The sequence below is a fragment of the Dactylosporangium sp. CS-033363 genome (genome assembly GCF_050942475.1).
Taxonomy (GTDB): Bacteria; Actinomycetota; Actinomycetes; order Mycobacteriales; family Micromonosporaceae; genus Dactylosporangium.
Genome location: NZ_CP192032.1, coordinates 7,678,943 through 7,697,994 on the forward strand (window position 1 = coordinate 7,678,943; position 19,052 = coordinate 7,697,994).

At 73.0% G+C, this 19,052-nt stretch carries 18 protein-coding genes; 11 read left to right on the plus strand and 7 right to left on the minus strand.

Going from position 1 to position 19,052, the window contains the following annotated elements:
• Positions 1-102: 102 nt before the first annotated feature.
• On the minus strand, positions 103-1,020 hold the full coding sequence (locus ACQPZ4_RS35585; RefSeq protein WP_433045697.1) for a threonine ammonia-lyase: 918 nt from the start codon (positions 1,018-1,020) through the stop codon (positions 103-105).
• A 74-nt stretch (positions 1,021-1,094) separates the two neighbouring features.
• On the opposite strand from ACQPZ4_RS35585, the gene ACQPZ4_RS35590 reads away from it, so the two are divergent.
• From ACQPZ4_RS35590 to ACQPZ4_RS35600, 3 genes are all read left to right on the plus strand, one after another.
• Positions 1,095-1,955 (plus strand): LysR family transcriptional regulator, encoded by an 861-nt coding sequence (locus tag ACQPZ4_RS35590; protein ID WP_433045700.1) that lies wholly within the window; start codon positions 1,095-1,097, stop codon positions 1,953-1,955.
• Positions 1,956-2,119: 164 nt separating this feature from the next.
• On the plus strand, positions 2,120-3,808 hold the full coding sequence (locus ACQPZ4_RS35595) for a 3-oxoacyl-[acyl-carrier-protein] synthase III C-terminal domain-containing protein (protein WP_433045703.1): 1,689 nt from the start codon (positions 2,120-2,122) through the stop codon (positions 3,806-3,808).
• On the plus strand, positions 3,805-4,638 hold the full coding sequence (locus ACQPZ4_RS35600; RefSeq protein WP_433045706.1) for a DUF6999 family protein: 834 nt from the start codon (positions 3,805-3,807) through the stop codon (positions 4,636-4,638). The genes ACQPZ4_RS35595 and ACQPZ4_RS35600 overlap by 4 nt, the downstream gene beginning before the upstream one ends.
• Here ACQPZ4_RS35600 and mshC read toward each other — a convergent pair.
• Complete coding sequence (gene mshC / locus ACQPZ4_RS35605) at positions 4,635-5,885, minus strand: cysteine--1-D-myo-inosityl 2-amino-2-deoxy-alpha-D-glucopyranoside ligase (protein ID WP_433045709.1); 1,251 nt, start codon at positions 5,883-5,885, stop codon at positions 4,635-4,637. The two genes, ACQPZ4_RS35600 and mshC, sit on opposite strands and share 4 nt — an antisense overlap.
• A 98-nt stretch (positions 5,886-5,983) precedes the next feature.
• Between mshC and ACQPZ4_RS35610 the strand changes: the two genes are divergently transcribed.
• On the plus strand, positions 5,984-6,790 hold the full coding sequence (locus tag ACQPZ4_RS35610) for a MerR family transcriptional regulator (protein ID WP_433045712.1): 807 nt from the start codon (positions 5,984-5,986) through the stop codon (positions 6,788-6,790).
• Between the two features lie 458 nt (positions 6,791-7,248).
• Complete coding sequence (locus ACQPZ4_RS35615; protein WP_433045715.1) at positions 7,249-7,605, plus strand: VOC family protein; 357 nt, start codon at positions 7,249-7,251, stop codon at positions 7,603-7,605.
• A gap of 8 nt (positions 7,606-7,613) precedes the next feature.
• Here ACQPZ4_RS35615 and ACQPZ4_RS35620 read toward each other — a convergent pair whose 3' ends face one another.
• The 4 genes from ACQPZ4_RS35620 to ACQPZ4_RS35635 form a co-directional block, all read right to left on the minus strand.
• Positions 7,614-8,345 carry an SCO1664 family protein gene (locus tag ACQPZ4_RS35620; RefSeq protein ID WP_433066803.1) on the minus strand — a complete coding sequence of 244 codons (732 nt, stop codon included), beginning with the start codon at positions 8,343-8,345 and terminating at the stop codon, positions 7,614-7,616.
• 76 nt (positions 8,346-8,421) lie between these two features.
• A complete protein-coding gene (locus ACQPZ4_RS35625) occupies positions 8,422-8,985 on the minus strand; it encodes a DUF3090 domain-containing protein (protein WP_433045717.1) in 564 nt (187 codons plus the stop codon).
• A 51-nt stretch (positions 8,986-9,036) separates the two neighbouring features.
• Positions 9,037-9,741: a histidine phosphatase family protein gene (locus ACQPZ4_RS35630; protein ID WP_433045720.1), complete on the minus strand. Its 705-nt coding sequence runs from the start codon at positions 9,739-9,741 to the stop codon at positions 9,037-9,039.
• Between the two features lie 2 nt (positions 9,742-9,743).
• On the minus strand, positions 9,744-10,787 hold the full coding sequence (locus ACQPZ4_RS35635; protein WP_433045723.1) for an LLM class F420-dependent oxidoreductase: 1,044 nt from the start codon (positions 10,785-10,787) through the stop codon (positions 9,744-9,746).
• A 115-nt stretch (positions 10,788-10,902) separates the two neighbouring features.
• On the opposite strand from ACQPZ4_RS35635, the gene ACQPZ4_RS35640 reads away from it, so the two are divergent.
• The 4 genes from ACQPZ4_RS35640 to ACQPZ4_RS35655 all read left to right on the plus strand — a co-directional run bounded on the left by ACQPZ4_RS35640 (position 10,903) and on the right by ACQPZ4_RS35655 (position 15,646).
• Positions 10,903-11,874 (plus strand): aldo/keto reductase, encoded by a 972-nt coding sequence (locus tag ACQPZ4_RS35640; RefSeq protein ID WP_433045726.1) that lies wholly within the window; start codon positions 10,903-10,905, stop codon positions 11,872-11,874.
• A 12-nt stretch (positions 11,875-11,886) separates the two neighbouring features.
• Complete coding sequence (locus ACQPZ4_RS35645) at positions 11,887-12,837, plus strand: YncE family protein (protein WP_433045729.1); 951 nt, start codon at positions 11,887-11,889, stop codon at positions 12,835-12,837.
• 12 nt (positions 12,838-12,849) lie between these two features.
• Positions 12,850-13,041, plus strand: a complete 192-nt coding sequence (locus ACQPZ4_RS35650; protein WP_433045732.1) for a DUF5703 family protein — start codon at positions 12,850-12,852, stop codon at positions 13,039-13,041.
• Positions 13,042-13,135: 94 nt separating this feature from the next.
• A complete protein-coding gene (locus ACQPZ4_RS35655; RefSeq protein ID WP_433045735.1) occupies positions 13,136-15,646 on the plus strand; it encodes an EAL domain-containing protein in 2,511 nt (836 codons plus the stop codon).
• A gap of 36 nt (positions 15,647-15,682) precedes the next feature.
• Here ACQPZ4_RS35655 and ACQPZ4_RS35660 read toward each other — a convergent pair whose 3' ends face one another.
• A complete protein-coding gene (locus ACQPZ4_RS35660) occupies positions 15,683-17,470 on the minus strand; it encodes an Hsp70 family protein (RefSeq protein ID WP_433045738.1) in 1,788 nt (595 codons plus the stop codon).
• Positions 17,471-17,622: 152 nt separating this feature from the next.
• Here ACQPZ4_RS35660 and ACQPZ4_RS35665 point away from each other — a divergent pair, with 152 nt between their 5' ends.
• Both ACQPZ4_RS35665 and ACQPZ4_RS35670 read left to right on the plus strand, forming a co-directional pair.
• Positions 17,623-18,750, plus strand: a complete 1,128-nt coding sequence (locus ACQPZ4_RS35665; RefSeq protein ID WP_433045741.1) for a cellulose binding domain-containing protein — start codon at positions 17,623-17,625, stop codon at positions 18,748-18,750.
• 62 nt (positions 18,751-18,812) lie between these two features.
• Entirely contained in the window at positions 18,813-19,040 is a 228-nt protein-coding gene (locus ACQPZ4_RS35670) for a DivIVA domain-containing protein (protein ID WP_433045744.1), read from the plus strand.
• Positions 19,041-19,052 lie beyond the last annotated feature (12 nt).

A 19,052-nucleotide genomic window follows, 5' to 3' on the forward strand; every position in this document is an offset into this window, starting at 1 on the left:
CTCCTTCGAACCGGGGGTGTCGTAGTGATCGACGTAACCTGATCCCCGCCGTGCGCCGGGTCCCGAATGCCCGGAAATCGGCGAACGGTACGAACGATGCGCCTAACGGGCAAGCTCCAATTCGGTGGCGTTGGCCCCCGTGACCACGACGGCCACCGATGCCCCCATGAGGTCCGGGCGGGCCAGCACGCCGGCGAGGGCCGCCGCGCCCGCGCCCTCGGCCTGGGTGCAGGCCCGGCGGGCCAGCAGGCGGCGGGCCTCGTCGATCGCGTCGTCGCCGACCAGCACGAACTCGGCCAGGTGGGCGCGCATGAGCTCCTGCGGGGCGGCGAAGCCCCGGCCCGTGGCGAGCCCGTCGACGCGGGTGGTGTTGCCGCGGTGCACCAGGGTGCCGGACCGCCACGAGTCGTGCGCGGCCGGCGCGGCCTGCGACTGGACCCCGATCACCCGGCAGCCGGGAGCCAGGGCGGCGGCGACCAGGCAGGCGGCCGCCGCGCCCGTGCCCGAGCCGACCGGGACCACGATGGTGTCGAGCTCGGGGTGGCGTTCGAGGAGCTCGGCGTACACCGTGGCGACCCCGGCGATCAGGGCGGGCTCGTCGCCGGGGCTGACCAGCCGGCCGGGCAGGGTGCGGGCGTGGGCCTCGGCGTCGCCCATGTTCGCGCCGTGCCGGATGACGGTCGCGCCGAGCGCCTCGACCGCGCGGACCTTGAGCTCGGCGGCGTGCTCGGGCATGACGACGGTGGCCTTGCGGCCGTACTCGCGGGCCGCGTACGCGATGGCGCGCGCGTGGTTGCCGGTGGAGTAGGTGACGACCTCCTCGCCGAGATCGTCGAGGCCGGCGAGCAGGTTCAGCGCGCCGCGGACCTTGAAGGCGCCGGTGGGCTGGGCGTTCTCGTGCTTGACCACGACCCGGCGGCCGGCGGCGTCGTCGAGCAGCGGGTAGGACCAGGACGGGGTGGGCGGCAGGTGGCCGGCGAGGGTCCGGCGGGCCTGGAGCACGTCGCGCATCGTGAGCATGGACGGAGCATCTCGCGGTACGAACGATTGGTCCAATGCTTGTAAATCATGAAACCTATAGACACGATTGATGAATGCTGGATCTGACGCGGTTGCGGGTGCTGGTGGCGGTGGCGCGGCACGGGACGGTCACGGCGGCGGCCGAGGCGCTGCACTATGCGCAGCCGTCGGTCAGCCACCACCTGGCCCGCCTCGAGGTGGAGACCGGGGCGCAGCTCGTGCAGCGGGTCGGGCGCGGGGTGCGGCTGACGCCGGCCGGGATGCTGCTGGCCGAGCGGGGCGAGGAGATCCTGGGCCGGCTCGCGGCCGCCGAGGAGGAGCTCGCCGAGCACAGCGGGCTGCGGGCGGGACGGGTGCGGCTGGCGGCCTTCCCGTCGGCCCTGGGTTCGTTCGTACCGCTCGCCGCCGCCCGGTTCACGCAGGACCATCCGGACGTGGAGCTGCAGTTCGTGGAGGCCGAGCCGCCCTCGGCGCTGCAGCTGCTGCGCTCCGGCGACGCCGACCTGGCCGTGGTGTTCGACTACGGGACGGCTTCGGAGCCGGATGCGGTACGGCTGACACCCCTGTTCACCGAGGGCCTGCACCTCGTGACGCAGCCCGGCCGGGAGGGGAAGCTTGTTGATTTCGCGAAGGCGCGCTGGATCGCGGGGTGCGAGCGGTGCCGGGAGAGCCTGGTCCACCGGTGCGCGGCGGCGGGGTTCACGCCGGACATCGCGTTCACCACCGACGACTACGTGGCGGTGCAGGCGCTGGTCGCGGCGGGGCTGGGGGTGACGATCCTGCCGGATCTGGCGCTGCGGGCGCACCGCTCGCCGGCGGTGGCGACGGTGCCGCTGGAGGGTGGCGGGCGGCGGGTGAGTGTGGCGGCGTACGGTACACCCCCGGACCCGCCGGCCACGGCGCGCCTGCTGGAGTTCCTACGGACCGTGACGTGAAAACGCGCAGCGTGGCCGGGAAAACGTGAATTTATCTCATAGGTGTAGTGTCAAAAGCCGGAACACCCACACGACGCACACACCCGACATAGGTACCCCGACTCACGCGGCCTGAGTCGCCGAGCGGATCCGCCGGGGCCGGTCGACCGGGCTGAATGGTCCTCATGGGACAGACGTCAGCGGTGTACATCACGGGGTGCGGTGCCTACCTGCCGGGCGCGCCGGTCGGCAACGATGAGATCGCGGCGCACCTGGGCGGAACCGACCCGGCCACGGCCCGGCGCCGCGCGCGGGTGCTCGCGGCGAACGGCATCCGGCAGCGCCACTACGCGACCGGGACGGGGGCGAGCAACGAGGAACTGGCCGCGGAGGCGGTCGGCCGGGCGGTGAAGGACGCCGGCCTGGCGATGGACGAGATCGGCATGCTCGCCACCGGTACCACGATGGGCGACCAGCTCGTGCCGGGCTTCGCCGCCATGGTCCACGGCCGCGTCGGCGGCGGCCCGATGGAGCTGCTCAGCGCCGGCGGCGTGTGCGCGTCGGGGCTGGCCGCGCTGAAGTCCGCCGCGGCCGCCGTCGCGCTCGGCGAGCACGCGCGGGCCGCGGTGGTCGGCTCGGAGCTGGTCAGCCGGGTCCTGGCCGAGCCGCGCTTCGCCGCCGGCGGCCGCACGACCGCGGACGCGGAGTTCCTGCGCTGGACGCTGTCGGACGGCGCGGGCGCGGTGGTGCTGAGCGACCAGCCCCGGGCGGACCGGCCGAGCCTGCGGGTCGAGTGGGTGCGCAGCGTGTCGTACGCGCACGAGCGGCCCGCCTGCATGCGGGCCGGCGAGGGCTGGCTCGACGCGCCGTCCGCGGCCGCCGCCGAGGCCGCGGGGCTGCTGCGGCTGCGCCAGGACGTCGCGGCGCTGCCCTCGCTCGTGCGCCTCGGCGTCCAGCAGGCGCGCGAGCTGGTCGATCTCAGCACGATCGATCACGCGCTGATCCACTGGTCGGCGGAGACCTTCCGAAACCGGATATTTCAGGAAATTCCGGATTTGTCGGGAATCGCCTTCAGCAACCTCGCGACCTGCGGAAACACCGGCGCGGCCAGCATCTTCGTGATGCTCGAAGAGGCGTGGCGCACGCAGCGGTTCCAGCCCGGCGAGCGGATCCTGCTCGCGGTACCCGAATCCGGGCGGTTCACCATGGCGTTCGCGCTGCTCACCTGCGTCGCGCCGAACCAGCTGCTCAGCGACCTGGCCACCGTCTGGAGCGAGTTCGAGGAGCGCCTCGCCCGGGTGCCGATCGTGCGGCGGATCGAGGACGGCACCGCCACCGTCCAGGACTACCGCACGCTGCTGCTGCACCTCCGCCAGCAGGTCGTCGAGGGCGGCCGCTGGATCTCCCGGGCCGCCTCCAACTTCTCGGCCGAGCGCTTCGAGCTGCGCAGCGCCGCGATCCTGCACGCCGCCGAGGAGCACCGGGACTTCCTGCTCCTCGAACGCGACCACGCCGCGGCCGGCGGGACCGGCATCCGGGACGGCCGCAAGAACGCGGGCTCCGAGGCGCTGTCGGCGTTCATCCTGCAGCAGGCCTCGCAGCCCGATCCCGTCGACCTGCTCGGGGCGATGTTCGTGATCGAGGGGCTCGGCACCGCCAAGGCGCTCGGGTGGGCGCGCATGCTGCAGGACCGGCTGGGGCTGGGCGAGGGCCAGGTGTCGTTTCTGCGGTACCACGGGGAGCACGACGCCGAGCACGTCGGCGAGCTGCACAAGCTCCTCGCGGTCACCCGGCCCGGCGACGTCGACGCGATCGTGCGCACGGCTCGGATCACCGCCCGGCTGTACGCGCTGCAACTCGAGGAAATCGGATGAGCTCCGCCGACGACGGCATCTGGGACGAGCTCGCCGCCCGCGAGCCGATCGACCCGGCGACGCTGCGGCTCGTGCTCGCCGACCAGCGGTCGTGGTCGCGGCAGTGGGTGTACCCGGTGCTGCGCCCGATCGGCAACGCGCTCGTCGCGATCATCCGGGTGGTCCGGCGGTTCGTGCCGATGCGGCTCACCGCGCACGGGCTCATGGACGCGCTCTGCGTGTGGTTCCTGCGCCGCTTCGTCAGCCCGGCCGCGGGTGAGCTGCTGATCCGGCACTTCATCATCGAGACCAACCTGCTGGCGTTCATCGCGCGCAACACGGGAGCGCACGAAGTGACGCTCCGGCCGCGGTCCATCAGGGAGCTCGGCAACCGCGCCGTCATCGAGCACGACCTCAACGTCTTCAAGGTGCTGCAAGACCACGGGGCATTGCACAAGCCGCTGGACACCACGATGCTCACCGTCGGCCCCATCGACGCCGAGCCACGCACCCGCCGGATCGTCAGGCTCGACATCCAGTCGGCGCTGTGCCTGATGAACATCCCGTTCGCGCTGTGCTTGAGCGCGGCGGAGTACCGGCGGGCCGTACACTCGCTGCGCCTCGACACGCACCTGCTCGCGGTGCTCGCCGACCTGACCGGCGACCCGGTGTTCCGGACCTGGGCACCGGCGGGGGTCGCGCTGCGGGTCGACAGCCGCCTGGAGGTCCCGCGGGCCGTCTACGAGCACGCGGTCATCTGCGAGTACGCCCACGAGCGGCTGCTGCGGAGCCCTTCGAGGCCGGCCACCGTCCGACAGGTGGCCGGAATCGAAGAACCCGTCGCGGTCTAGAGCTTGATACCCAGCAGCGCGTCGACCGCGGTGGCCATGATGGCCGGGGCCTCGCGGTCGTCGCCGGCGTCGGCGAGCGTCGCGTCCACCCAGGCGTCGACGGCGGCCAGCGCACCGGGCGCGTCGAGGTCGTCGGCGAGCCGCTCGCGCAGCTGGGCGACGAGCTCCGCGCCCGACGGGCCGATGCCCGCCCGGGCCGCCTCCCGCCACCGCGACAGGCGCTGCTGGCCGGCCTTGAGCACGTCGTCGGTCCACATCCGGTCGTTGCGGTAGTGGTCGGCGAGGAGGGAGAGGCGTACCGCCATCGGATCGATCCCGTCCCCGCGCAGGCGCGAGACGAAGACCAGGTTGCCCTTGCTCTTCGACATCTTCTCGCCGTCGAGCCCGATCATGCCGGCGTGCACGTAGTGGGTCGCGAACGGCGCCTTGCCCGACAGCGCCTCGGCGTGCGCGGCGGAGCACTCGTGGTGCGGGAACAGCAGGTCGTTGCCGCCGCCCTGGACGTCGATGGTGTCGCCGAGCAGGCTCTGCGCGATCACCGTGCACTCGATGTGCCACCCGGGCCGCCCGGGCCCGAGCTCGCCCCCGTTCCAGGCCGGCTCGCCGTCGCGGGCCCCGCGCCACAGCAGCGGGTCGAGCGGGTCGCGCTTCCCGGGCCGCTGCGGGTCGCCCCCGCGCTCGGCGGCCAGCCGGAGCATCTCGGTCCTGGAAAGATTGGATTCGGTACCGAACGCCGGCGCCGTGGCCACCGAGAAGTACACGTCGCCGGTACCGTCCTCGAGCGTGTACGCATGGCCCGAGGCGATGAGCGCGGCCACCTTCCGGGCGATCTGCGGGATGGACTCCACCGCCCCGACGTACCGCTTCGGCGGCACGATCCGCAGCGCCTCCATGTCCTCCCGGAACAGCGCCGTCTCCCGCATCGCCAGCACCACCCAGTCCTCGCCGTCCCGGGTGGCCCGCTCCAGCAGCGGATCGTCGACGTCGGTCACGTTCTGGACGTAGTCCACGTCGTGCCCGCCGTCCCGCCACACCCGGTTGGCCAGGTCGAACGCGATCATCGTGGCCGCATGCCCCAGGTGCGTGGCGTCGTACGGCGTGATCCCGCAGACGTACATCGTCGCGGGCCGCCCATCGAGCTCCACGGGTGCGATCTCCCGGCGCGCCGAGTCGAACAGGGCGAGCGGCGCGACGCCGGCGGCGGGGCGGGGCAGCGTCGGCAGCACCGGTGCGATCCAGGAGTCCATGACCAACAGCGTATCCGCGCGCGGGCCGCCCGCGCGGTGTGACGATCGTTGCCTTGTGCGCTTGCACTTCCCCCAGCTGGAAGGGTTTCACTGACCTCATGACGACGGCCGTCCAGATCGGCGAGTTCTCCCGGCTGTGCCACCTGTCCGCGAAGACCCTGCGCTACTACCACGACATCGGCCTGCTCGTCCCGGCGGACGTGGACCCGGACACCGGCCACCGCCGCTACGAGCCGTCCCAGGTAGGCGACGCCCACCTGATCCGCCGCCTGCGCGGCCTCGACATGCCCCTCGCCGAGATCCGCACCGTCCTGGCCGCCCCGGGCTCCCGCGCCGACGCCCTGACCAGGCACCTGGACCGCATGGAGGCGGAGCTGGCCCGCACCCGGGACGTGGTCGCCTCCCTGCGCCGCCTGCTGGACGCCACCCCACCGATCACCGTGTTGTACCGCAGCCACGCCCCGGTTCCCGCCCTGCACATCGCGGGCCGGGTCGCCCGCGAGGGCGTGGCCGCCTGGTGCGGGTCGAGCTTCGGCGAGCTGTTCGGCACCCTGGCCGCGTTGGGCGCGGATCCGGCGGGGCCGGCGGGCTGCACGTACTCGACGGAGTTCTTCGAACAGGACGAGGGCGAGGTGGTCGCCTTCGTGCCGGTCCTGCCGGGCGCGCTGGACGGCGAGCTGGACGGCGACGCCCGCGCCATGGTCCTGCCGGGCCGCCGCTACGCCGTCGCCGTCCACGCGGGCCCCTTCAGCGACTGCGACCTCACCTACGGCGCCCTGGGTGCCCACGTCGCCGAGCACGACAAGGCCCTCCCGGAGCCGATCGTCGAGCAGTACCTGGTAGGCCCGCAACACACCGACGACCCGGACCGCTACCGCACCGAGGTCTGCTGGCCGGTCGCGTGAAGCAGCAGCAGCACGCTCCTCACGCACCCACCGCAACTTGGCCGCATGCCGCTGAGCAAGCCCCCAGTCCCGATGCCGCTTGTGCTCGACCCGAAACGCCTCATTCCGCGCCGAGTAATTCCGCCGCCGGGTGCAGTCCCGCATAGAAGCCAATTCCGCCCGGCCAAACAACGACATCTGCCCCACACAAGAATTATCCACCGGGTCAAAGAAGCAGGCCAAACAAACGACCAGACAATCGCAAATGAAGCAATTTCCCACCTGGACCACCGAATGACGACCACGACGAACCCGGCTCCCGAACTACGGTCCGGACCACCGAACGGTAACCAAAGTCGTCACCGGGACCACGCCAATACATTCCGGTCGCCGCAGGCGGCCGGGGACCATCGGCCGAGGGCACATATGTGGTGCCCATCGGTCGGGTGGAAAAGCGCTGGACCACAGAAAGAGGAGTCATGCCGGACATCAAACTCGCCAACGTCACCGTCGATTGCAGTGGGAACGCCGCGGAGCTCGCCGGGTTCTACGCGCAATTGCTGGACCGAGAGGTGGACCCGGGGGCGTCGCCCTACTTCGCCACTGCGGGACGCACCGCCGGGCTGCAGCCGGTGCTCATGTTCATCCAGGTGCCGGACCGTACGCCGGGGAAGAACAGCGTCCATCTCGACCTGCACACCGAGGACATTCCGGCCGCCGTGGAGAAGGCGACCGGGCTCGGGGCCAAGCACGTCGGGGATTTCGACGAGTACGGGGCGACCTGGACGACGATGCAGGACCCCGAGGGGAACCTGTTCGACATCGGCAAGAGCTGAGGTAACCGCTAGATCGGGGGCCACGGAATAGCGTGGCGGTCCTCGTCGGGCGCGGGGAACTTGCGGGTCTGCAGCAGGGCGTCGATGCGGACCCAGATCATCGCGACCTCGGCCGGGGTCAGGTGCTCGGAGAAGACCTCGGCGAGGCCTGCGGAGTACTGCGCGCGCAGTTTTTCCAGCACTTCGATGCCCTCGTCCGGGATGGGCTCGCCGGCCCAGCCCCAGATGATGGTGCGGAGCTTGTCCTCGGCGTGGAAGCAGATGCCGTGGTCGACGCCGTGGACCGCGCCGTCCACGGTGTCGATCACGTGGCCGCCCTTGCGGTCGGCGTTGTTCGCCACCGCGTCGAAGATGGCGATGCGGGCCAGGCGCGGGTCGTCGGCGTGGGCCAGGACGAAGGGGCGGCCGCGCTCGTCGCGGGCCTGCATGATGCGGCGCCAGTCGCGGGGGACCTTGTTGGCCGGGACGAAGCCGAGCAGCAGGTCGTCGCTCTGGAGTTCGTCGTCGATCCAGAGCTGGCACATGCCGGGGCCGAGCGGGCCGTCGCGCAGGAGGGTGGGCGGGACGATGCCCCAGCCGGTGGCCTCGGAGAGCAGCCACGCGGCGTACTCGCGGCCGGCGAGGGTGCCGTCCGGGAAGTCCCAGAGCGGGCGCTCGCCGCTGATCGGCTTGTAGACGCAGCGGGCCACCGTGTCGCCGAGGGTGATCACGCAGCGGAGGGTGGCGTTGGAGGCGTCCATGAGCCGGCCCTCGAGCTCCAGCTCGCCGTGGCGCAGCAGTTCCAGCGCCTCGTCCTCGGGCAGGGCCGGCACCGGTCTACCGTCGGTAGCCGTTGTGCCGCGGGCACAGGTGCCCGCGCGCGTCGAGGGGCTGGCCGCACAGCGGGCACGGCGGGCGGCCCGAGGCCACGACCCGCTTGGCCCGCTCGATGAACGCCTTGGTGGCCGCCGGGGTGAGCCGGACCCGCAGGCGGTCCCGGTCGGCGGTGGCCAGCTCGTCGTCCTCGTCGTCCTCGGGTTCCTCGGTCTCCTCGTCGCCGACCGCGATCGCCTCGATGATCACCGTGGCGGTGTCGACGTCGAACTGCAGGCCGAGGGTGCCGACCCGGAACTCCTCGTCGAGCGGCGTGTCGAGGGGCTCGTTGTCGGCCGTCTCGACGACGGTCTCGGCGGTGAGGTCGACGCCGAAGCGGCGGTGCGCCTCCTGCAGCAGCTCCTCGAGCTTCTCGGCCAGCAGGGAGACCTGCACCTTTTCCAGGGCGACGCTGATCAGCCGGCCGCCGCCGCGCGCCTGCAAGAAGAAGGTCCGCTCCCCCGGCGCACCTACGGTGCCGGCAACGAACCGCTCCGGCGGCTCGAATGCATACACGTGGTGGCTCATGCTTGAAACTCTATCCAGTCGGCGCGGCATTCGCCGCAGGCGGGCACAAGATCACACCGAACCGCCCGAACCGCCCCCGACGGCGGCATCCGAGGACGGTTCGCCCTCGGTCTTCTCGGGAGGCTGGAACCCGGACAGATCCCCGCCCGTGTCGTTCAGGCGAAGGACGAACGATCGCAGCGGCGTGTACCGGATGACGGTCACCGAAGCCGGCTCGACCGCGATCCGCTGGAACAGGTCGAGGTGCATGCCGAGCGCGTCCGCCACGATCGCCTTGATGATGTCGCCGTGGCTGCACGCCAGCCAGACCGCCTCCGGGCCGTGGGAGGCGGCGATGCGCGCGTCCCAGGACCGGATCGCGGCGATCGAGCGGGCCGACATGGCCGCCATCGACTCGCCGTCCTCGCCCGGGAAGACGGCCGCCGACGGATGCGCCTGCACCGTCGACCAGAGCGGCTCCTTGGCCAGCTCCTTGAGCGGCCGCCCGGTCCAGTCGCCGTAGCGGCACTCGACGATGCCCTCGTCCTCGACGACGTCGGTCACGTCGGGCAGCGCCAGGGCCAGGGTCTCCCGGCAGCGCGGCAGCGGGCTGCTGACCACGGCGGCCAGGGGCAGCTTGGCCGCGGCGAGCCGCTCGCCGACGGCCACGGCCTGCCCGCGCCCGACCTCGTCGAGGGCGACCGGCTGGTGCCCGGCGAGCACCCCGGTCGCGTTGGTGGTGGTACGTCCGTGCCTGAGCAAGAGAACCGTGGTCACGTCTACAGGCCCGCCTTCTCCCACGCATCGGCGAGCTGGCGGATCACGCCGATCGAGTAGTCGGCGTCGCCGAACACGATCGTGGAGATCTCCGTCACCCCGGCCTCCTTGTACGCCAGCAGCCGCTCCGCGACGCGCTCGACCGGGCCGAGCAGCGAGGTCCGGTCGATGAACTCCAACGGTACGGCGGCCGCGGCGTCCCGGTGCCGCTTGGCGAGGTACAGGTCCTGGACCTCCTTGGCCGCGTCCCCGTAGCCCATCCGCGTGGCGAGGGCGTTGTAGAAGTTCTGCTCCCGCGAGCCCATGCCGCCGACGTAGAGCGCCGCGTAGGTTCGCACCAGCTCGGCGCACATCGCGACGTCGTCGCCGAACACCACCGGTACCGAAGCGGCAACTTCGAAACCGTCCAAGGTCTTGCCGGCCTTGGCCCGGCCCGCGGCGATCGAGCCGAGCGACTCGCTCGCGAACTCCGGGGAGAAGAAGATGGCCAGCCAGCCGTCGGCCACCTCGCCCGCGAGCTCCAGGTTCTTGGGGCCGACCGCGGCGAGGTAGACCGGGACGTGGTCGCGCACGGGGTGCAGGATCAGCTTGAGCGCCTTGCCGGGGCCGTCGGGCAGGGGCAGGGTGTAGAACTCGCCGTCGTACTCCACGACCTTGCGGGTCAGCGCCAGGTTCACGATGTCGATGTACTCGCGGGTGCGCTTGAGCGGCTTGGCGAAGCGCACGCCGTGCCAGCCCTCGGAGACCTGCGGGCCCGACACGCCGAGGCCGAGGCGGAACCGGCCGTTCGACAGCTTGTCGATCGTGGCGGCGGTCATGGCGGTCATGGCGGGGGTGCGGGCGGGGATCTGGAAGACCGCGGAGCCCAGCTCGATCCGCTCGGTCTGCCCGGCGATCCAGGCGAGCATGCTCGGCGCGTCGCTGCCGTACGCCTCCGCCACCCATACGCAGGAGAAACCCAGCCGGTCCGCCTCCTGGGCGACCGCCAGGTGGCCGGCCGGATCATTCCACGACGACAGGTAGCCGAGGTTCAACGCAAGCCGCACAACTGCCTCCCAGGGATTTCCCGCGCGACCCTGCACGGGCGGACCCAGGGTAGCCTGTGCCGCTGACGGGCCCGCCTACGCTACGAAGCCGCCATCCGGCCGTATCGTTCCATGCATGCAGCAGCGACCGCTCGGCCGTAGCGGGCTGGCGGTATCCCGGCTGGCCCTCGGCACCATGACGTGGGGCCGGGACACCGACGCCGACGACGCCGCGGCCCAGCTCAAGACGTTCCGCGACGCCGGCGGGACGCTGCTGGACACCGCGGACGTCTACGCCGACGGCGAGGCCGAGTCCGTCATCGGGGCCCTGGTCGGCCGCCTGGTGCCGCGCGAGGAGCTGGTCATCGCCACCAAGGCGGGGCTGCGCCCGGGCATGGCCCGCCGCCGCGACGGCTCCCGCGGGCATCTCCTGTCCGCCCTGGACACGTCCCTGCAGCGGCTCGGGACGGACCACGTGGACCTGTGGCAGGTGCACGGGTACGACCCCGACACGCCCCTGGAGGAGACGCTCTCGGCGATCGACACCGCGGTGAGCACCGGCCGGGCCCGCTACGCCGGCGTGTCCAACTACTCCGGCTGGCAGAGCGCCCGCGCCGCGACCTGGCAGGCGGCCTGGCCCGGGCGGGCCCCGCTGGTCTCCACCCAGGTCGAGTACTCCCTGCTGGAGCGCGGCATCGAGCGCGAGGTCGTGCCCGCCTGCCAGGCGCTGGGGATCGGCATCCTGCCCTGGTCGCCGCTGGGCCGCGGGGTGCTGACCGGCAAGTACCGCACCGGCGTGCCGGCCGACTCGCGGGCCGCGTCGCCGCACTTCGAGCGGTTCGTCGCGCCGTACCTCGACGACCGCTGCGCCGGGATCGTGGAGGCGGTCGCCACCGCGGCCGGCGGGCTCGGCGTGTCGCCGCTGGAGGTCGCGCTGGCCTGGGTCCGCGACCGGCCGGGCGTGGTCGCGCCGGTGCTCGGCGCCCGGACCGTCGGGCAGCTGCTCGGCGCGCTGCAGACCGAGGAGATCGTGCTGCCGCGGGAGATCCGGATGGCCCTGGACGACGTCTCGGCGCCCACCTCGGGCTATCCGGAGCGGCAAACGTAATCTTGGGCCACCATGCTGCGCCGACTGCTTCCGCTGGCCGGCGTGCTGCTGCTCACCGCGTGTGACGCCGGCGCGCCCGTCAGCCACCCCGACGCCACCATGCCCACCCCGACCTGGGCGCCGGCCCCTTCCACGGCACCCGCCGGGACCACGACACCGGTCCCCGCGCGGCCGCTCGGCATCGCCGCCGGCTCCAGGATCGCCGTCATTACGGACACTGCGGCACTTGTACTGCCTGAGCCCGGCCCGTCCCCCGTCGCCGGCCCGCCGAGGAGCGTGGTGGCGGTGGGTGACACGTTCCGCGTGGTCGCCGGGGCGTCCGTGCACACCCTGCCGGGCGGCCCGACCTGGAGCTTGCCGGGCGAGGGCGGGGCGATCGCGGTACCCGGGGACGCCGATTGGACCGCCGTCGCGCTGCCGGACCGCGGCGATGTGATCATCCTCTCCCCCACCGGCGAGCCGCTGCGCACGATCCACACCGGCGGCCGGCCGAGCGCGCTCGCCGCCGACGCGAAGCGGATCGCGGTCCTCGACGCCGGCGAGTCCTCGATCACCACGTTCGACGCCGCGACCGGCGCGCGGCAGGAGGCGCTGCGGGCCGGCGACGGGGCCGTCGCGGTCGCGGCCGTCGGCGGCGGGCGGTTCGCGGTGATCGACGCCCGCGACGGGGAGCTGCTGGTGTTCGACGCGGGGCCGCTGATCCTGCGCCAGCGGTACCCGGTGCCGGGCGGGGCGTGGGCGGCCGCGTACGACACCACCCGGGGCGTGCTGTGGGTCACCCTCACGCAGCGCAACGAGGTGGTCGGGTACCACCTCGGCGGGGGGACGCCGCGGGAGGTGGGGCGGCATCAGACGGTACGGCTGCCGCTTGCCCTGGCTGTTGATCCCGCGACCGGAGCGCTGGCCGTCGCCGGGACGGACCACACCGGGGCGGAAGGGCTGGTGCAGCGCATCGCGGCGTAGCAGTATCGGGACATGGACTACGAGTACGTGCCGCTGCGGTTACCGTCGAATGTCGACCGGATGACCGCTAACGCACAGCTGACGATCCAGGCCGAGTACGGCGGCTGGGAGCTCGCGCGGGTCCGGCTCTACGCCGACGGCACGCGCCAGGTGATGCTCCGCCGCCGGGTGACCAACGAGACCCTTCCGGGGCTCAGCACGTAGCCCTATATTGAACTTCGGCGTTCCAGATCGGCTCGACGCAACGTAACGTCGTCGATGCTTGCTGCATTGTGCGCGGTGCGCCAGACTCAGCCTCGTGCTGCTGGTCTCGGTCACGCTCAGCGCCGCCGCGCTGGCCGCGGCTCTCGCCGGGATCATCCCCGCGGGGCTCGCGCTCGCCGTCGCGGGGCTCGTCGCCGCCGCGCGGGCCGCGACCCTCCTGCTGCGCCGCGACGGCGCCGCCTGCTGGCACCGCCCGGTCAGCGCCGGTCTCGGCTTCTGCGGCGTGTCGACCGCCGCCGCCGGCCTCGCCGCCTGGCTCGCCCCGCACGCCATGCTCACCGACGTGCCGCTGCCCGCCGAGCTGCCCCTGATCGGCCTGTTCTTCGTGGCCGGCACCCTGCTCATCGGCCTGTTCCACCTGCCCGGCCAGGCCGCGACGTACATCGGCCGCGTCCGCCGCCTGCTCGACGGCGCGGGCATCGGCGTCATCCTGTTCTTCATCGCCTGGCTCGTGGTCTTCGAGGCCGCCGGCCTCAAGGGCGCCGCCCTCACCGCCGTGCTGGTCGCGAGCGTCGCGGTGGGCTCGGCGGTGGTCGGCACCATGCGCGCCGCCCCGATCCAGCCGGGCGCGATCCTGCGCGGCGCCGGCATCCTCGTCATGATCATCGCCCAGACCGCGCTGATCCTGATCCTCGACTACCACCTGGACCCGGCCTGGCTGCTGGTGACCGGCGTCCCGCTGGTGGCCGGCCCGCTGCTGGCCGGCCGGGAGCTGCCGCCGGGCCAGCCGGAGCCGCCCGCCGCCGCGACCACGGACGGGAGTTTCGCGCGGTACCCGCTGCTGGCCCTCCCCCTCGCCGGCGCCCTCGTCGCGGCCGCCTACCACCTGGTCGTGACCGGCCACTTCGACCCCGTCTCGGCCGTCCTGGCGATCGTCGGCGTCGTCATCATCGCCGTGCGGGAGGCCCTGGCGGTCGCCGACGTCCGCCAGTACGCGCGGCGGCTGGCCGAGCGCGAGGCCCGCTTCCGCGCCCTGGTCGCAGGTTCGGCGGACGTGACCATGATGCTCGACGACACCCTCGTCGTGCGCTGGCAGTCTCCCGCCGCCGCCCGCCGCCTCGGCCTGGCCGACGCGGACGTGCTGGGCCGCCCGCTGCTCGACCGCGTCCACCCCGACGAGACCGACGCCGTCGAGGCCGCCCTGACGTCGGGCGACACGCTGATCGAGGCCCGCTTCGGCGACGGCTTCGGCGTGTGGCGCGAGACGGAGTGGAGCGTGAGCGACCAGCGCGCCGACCCGTCCGTACGCGCCGTCGTCGTGCACGTCCGCGACATCAGCCAGCGCCGCCAGCTCGAGCACGCCCTCGCCCAGGCCGCGCGCAGCGACCACCTCACCGGCCTGGCCAACCGCACCGAACTGCGCCGCCTGCTCGCCGACCGCACCACCCCGTGCGTGCTCGTGGTGCTGGGCCTGGACGGCCTGACGAGCGTCAACCAGCTGCGGGGCCACGAGGTCGGCGACGCGGTCCTCGTCGAGGCCGCCCGCCGCCTCCGCTCCGCCCTCGCCCCGGGGGAGATCGCGGCGAGGCTGACCAGCGACCAGTTCGCGGTCCTCACGGCGGGCGGCGCCGTCCACGCCCAGATGACCGCGAGCCGGCTGCTGACGCTGCTGTCGGACCCGTACCCGGTGCTGGGCGTCTCCTCCCACCTGTCGGCGTCGGCGGGCCTGGCCGAGCACGCCCCGGACGACACCGACGCGCTGAGCCGGGCGGAGCTGGCCCTGCAACGCGCCCGCCAGCTGGGCCCGGCGCAGCCCCCGCAGTGGTACGACGAGGCCACCGCCACCCTGCTGCGCCGCCGCCTGACCATCGAGCAGGACCTCCCGGGCGCCCTGACCCGCGGCGAGCTCGACCTGCTCTTCCAGCCGGTGGTGGAGCTCCCCTCGGGCCGCGTCGCGGGCATCGAGGCCCGCCCCCGCTGGCGCCGCGCGGGCCTCGGCGCGGTCCCGGACGCCGAGTTCCTGCCGGTCGCCGACCAGCTGGGCCTGCACCACGAACTGGGCACCTGGCTCCTGGCCGCCGCGGGCCGCCAGCTCTCGAACTTCGCCGCGGTCCCGGGCCCGCCGCTGTGGCTCGCGCTGACCGTGTCCCCGGCCCTGCTGGCGGCGGACGGCTTCGTGGATCTCCTGGCCGCGACCGGCTTCCCCCCGTCGCGCCTGGTCGTGCAGTTCACCGTGCCGGAACCCCCGCTGCCGGACCTGGTGGACCGCCTGACGGCCGTGCGCACCCTGGGCGCGCGGGTGGCCCTCGACGGCTTCGGCGTGCAGGCGACGTCGCTGAGCCTGCTGCGGCGGCTGCCCCTGGATCTCGTACGGGTCGATCGCCGCACCTTCGCGGGAGCGGAGACGGCGGTGGTGGCCGCGGTGGTGAACCTGGCGCGCCAGCTGGGGGTGGAGGTGGCGGTGAACGACGTGCGCGACGACGAGGAACTGACCACGATCACGGCGGCGGGCTGCCGGCTGGCCCAGGGCGCCCGGTTCTTCACCGCCTCCGTGCCGGAGCGCCTGGAGGCCTACCTCGACACCCAGCGCACGGCGAGGAACTGACGCGCCGGTATCCGGGCCGCGGCGCCGGCCGGGCCGTCAGGTCACGGACGCGGTCAGCTTCGGCAGGGCCGAGCGGGTGACGGTGATCAGCCGGGTGCGGAGGTCCTGGAGTTCGGCCGGGGTCCAGCCCTTGTTGTCGGTGCGGTTCACGGTGAGGTTCAGCTGCCAGATCAGGTTGTGGTCGCGCAGGCCCAGGATCAGGGTCAGGTCCGAGGCGGCGCGCTTGGAGGAGTCCTTCGCGCGGTAGATGACGGCCTCGTCGGCCAGGCCGGGGATCGGTTCGGGGGTGTCGTTGACCCGGGCGTCGGCGGCGACCATGGTCCCGTAGTCGGCGCGGGTCAGCTGCTCGTCGGGGCGCAGGGTGGCGGCGACCGTGATGCGGGCGACGACCGCGCCTTTCAGGCCGCTGCGGGCGGTGCGGCAGGAGGCCGAGCCGAGCTGGCCCGTCAGGTTGCGGGAGGGCTTCGGGGCCTCCTCCTCCCGGTCGTAGACGGCCCGCAACGGGGTCAGGTCGAGGGACTCGCACAGGTCGTCGGGGGCCTTGGTGAAGTCGTAGCGGGGTGGCGCGGTGCTGGCGAGGGTCTCCGGGTCGTCGGATTCGTTGGTGGACAGGGTCTTGTACGTCGCGAACGCGGCGAAGGCGACCACCGCGACGACCGCCGCCGTCAGCAGCACACCGCGGCGCCGGGGACGGGGCGGCGGCAGCGGAGCAGGGGCCGGGGCCGGCCGGGGCGGCAGCGGAGCAGGGGCCGGGCGGGGCGGCGGCGGGGCCTGCGCGGGCGTGGGGAGTTGCGTCAGCTGCGGCAGGCGGACGGCGCCCTCGGCCACCACCAGCTCCGGCTGCTCGGCCACGATCGGGGCCAGGCCCAGGGTCTCGTGCAGCATCGTGGCCACCAGCGGGGTGCGGCTCGCGCCGCCGACCAGGAACAGGCCGGCCACGTCCGCGGGGCGTACGCCCTCGGCCAGCAGCAGGGCGCGGGTCATCGCCATGGTCGGGTGCAGGATCGGGCGGGCCAGGTCCTGCAGTTGCTCGCGGCCGAGGGGCGCCTCGCGGTCCGGGGCGGGCAGGTGCACCACGGTGGCGCTCGCGCGGGACAGCATCTCCTTGGCCGAGCGGACGTCGTCCCAGAGGCGGCGGCGATCGGCGGGGTTCGTCCACAGCGTGCCGTACAGCTGCTGCAGGAAGCCGACGACGGCCGCGTCGATGTCGAGGCCGCCGACGTCGCCGAGGCCCTCGGAGGCGACCTGGCGGAAGCCGTCGGGGGTGCGGCGCAACAGGGTCACGTCGCAGGTGCCGGCGCCGAGGTCGTAGATCAGCAGGTGGGCGCCGGGCGGGAGGGCGGTGCCGTGCGGGCCGGTGAAGGAGGCGGCCGCGGCGAGCGGTTCGGCGACGAGCTCGACGGCGGTCAGCCCGGCGCGGGTCGCGGCCTCGCGCAGGACGGCGCGGCGGGACGATCCCCAGTCGGCGGGGTGGGTCAGCACGGCGTCGCGGACCGGGCCGAGCGGGCCCAGGACGCGGTTCGCCTCGGCCAGGACGCGGCTCAGGACGGCGGCGACGAGGTCGGCGACCGGGACGCCGGCCGCCCCGAGCAGCACCGTGCGCTCGTCGATCCGGCGTTTCGGGTTGGGCTCCAGGCAGTGCGGGGCGCTGCGGGCGAGGTGGGCGGCGTCGCGGCCGGTGTACAGGCGGCCGTCGTCGCCGAGCAGCACCGCCGAGGGGAGCAGGGGCGATCCGTCGAAGATCAGCTGCTGGGTGCGGCCGTCCGGGCGGTGCAGGACGGCGACGGTGGTGGAGGTGCCGAAGTCGATGCCCAGCCGCGTCATGGATCGGGAGTGTAGGACGTGGGGTACGGCCGGTAATTTTCACGCGTTTGCGCCGGGTTCAGCGGGTCTGTGACGGCACACATTGACCGGGGTGTCGAAGCGCATCGACAGTTGCCACTGGAAGCGAGGTCCTCAGGAAAGGTCGTGCCGCCATGCGAAGTCGTACGCTCGTGATCGGGGTCGTGGTCGCCGCCGGGGCGGCCGGGGCCGTGGCCGTGGCCCTGCCCGCGTCCGCGGCGGCGGGGTGCCGGGTCGGGTACCAGATCAGCAGTCAGTGGCCGGGCGGGTTCGGGGCAAACGTGACGCTCACGAACCTCGGGGATCCGATCTCCAGCTGGACGGTGGTGTGGTCGTACGCGTCCGGGCAGACCGTCACGCAGGCCTGGAACGCCACCGTCACGCAGAGCGGGTCGACCGTGACGGCGAAGAACGCGGGGTACAACGGATCCGTCGGCACTGGGGCGAGCGCGTCGTTCGGCTTCAACGGGTCGTGGACCGGCACCAACCCGGTGCCCACGAGCTTCACGCTCAACGGGGTGAGCTGCACGGGCACCGTGACGAACTCACCGACGCCGACCCGCACACCCGCGAGCCCGACGCCGACGCCGACCTCCGGCACGCCGGGCGGGGTGCCGTCCGACGCGGCCTGGGTGGCGACGGGGGCGTGGGACCAGTGGACGAACAACGGGTACACCGTGATCAACGACGTCTGGGGCGGCGGCGCGGGCCCGCAGACGATCTGGGCGCGCACCGGCATGAACTGGGGCGTCGTGGCCGAGCACCCGCGCACCAGCGGCGTGAAGTCCTACCCGCACACCGGCAAGACGCTCAACCGGAACCTCAGCACGCTGTCGTCGGTGCGCTCGACGTTCAACGTGTCCGTGCCGGGCGACGGCGACTGGGAGACCGCGTACGACATCTGGGCGAACAACAATGCCTACGAGGTCATGATCTGGACCAACCAGCACGGCGCGGTCGGCCCGATCGCCGAGTCGTACGACTCGAACGGCGCCGTGCCCAACGCCCGCAACGTGAGCGCCGGCGGGCACACCTGGAACGTGTACCGCGGCTCGAACGGCGCCAACGCGGTCTTCTCGTTCGTGCGTACCGCGAACACGAACTCCGGCACCGTCGACGTGCTCGCGGTGCTGAACTGGCTGCGCACCAACGGCTGGTGGGGCGACGTCACCGTCGGCCAGGTCCAGTTCGGGTTCGAGCTCAGCGGCACCGCGGGCCGGTCGAACTTCGTCTGCAACAGCTTCACGCTCGACTACAGCTGACCTGCGGCGGTGATCGAGGTGCATGAGTGTGCACGGCCCGCGGGAAGGAGCACACTCCAGGTATGACGCAGTTCACGACCGGGTTCCGCGGCTACGACCGGGCCGCGGTCGACGAGTTCGTCCAGCGGGCCAACGACGACATCGCCTCCGACGATCCGGGGCGCGTGTCCCGGGCCAAGGCCGACGCCCAGGCCGTCTCCTTCAAGGTGGTGCTGCGCGGGTACAACCAGCAGGAGGTCGACCACTACCTGCGCCGCATCGCCAAGGGCCGCCCTGACGACCGCCCCTGACGCCTTGCCACG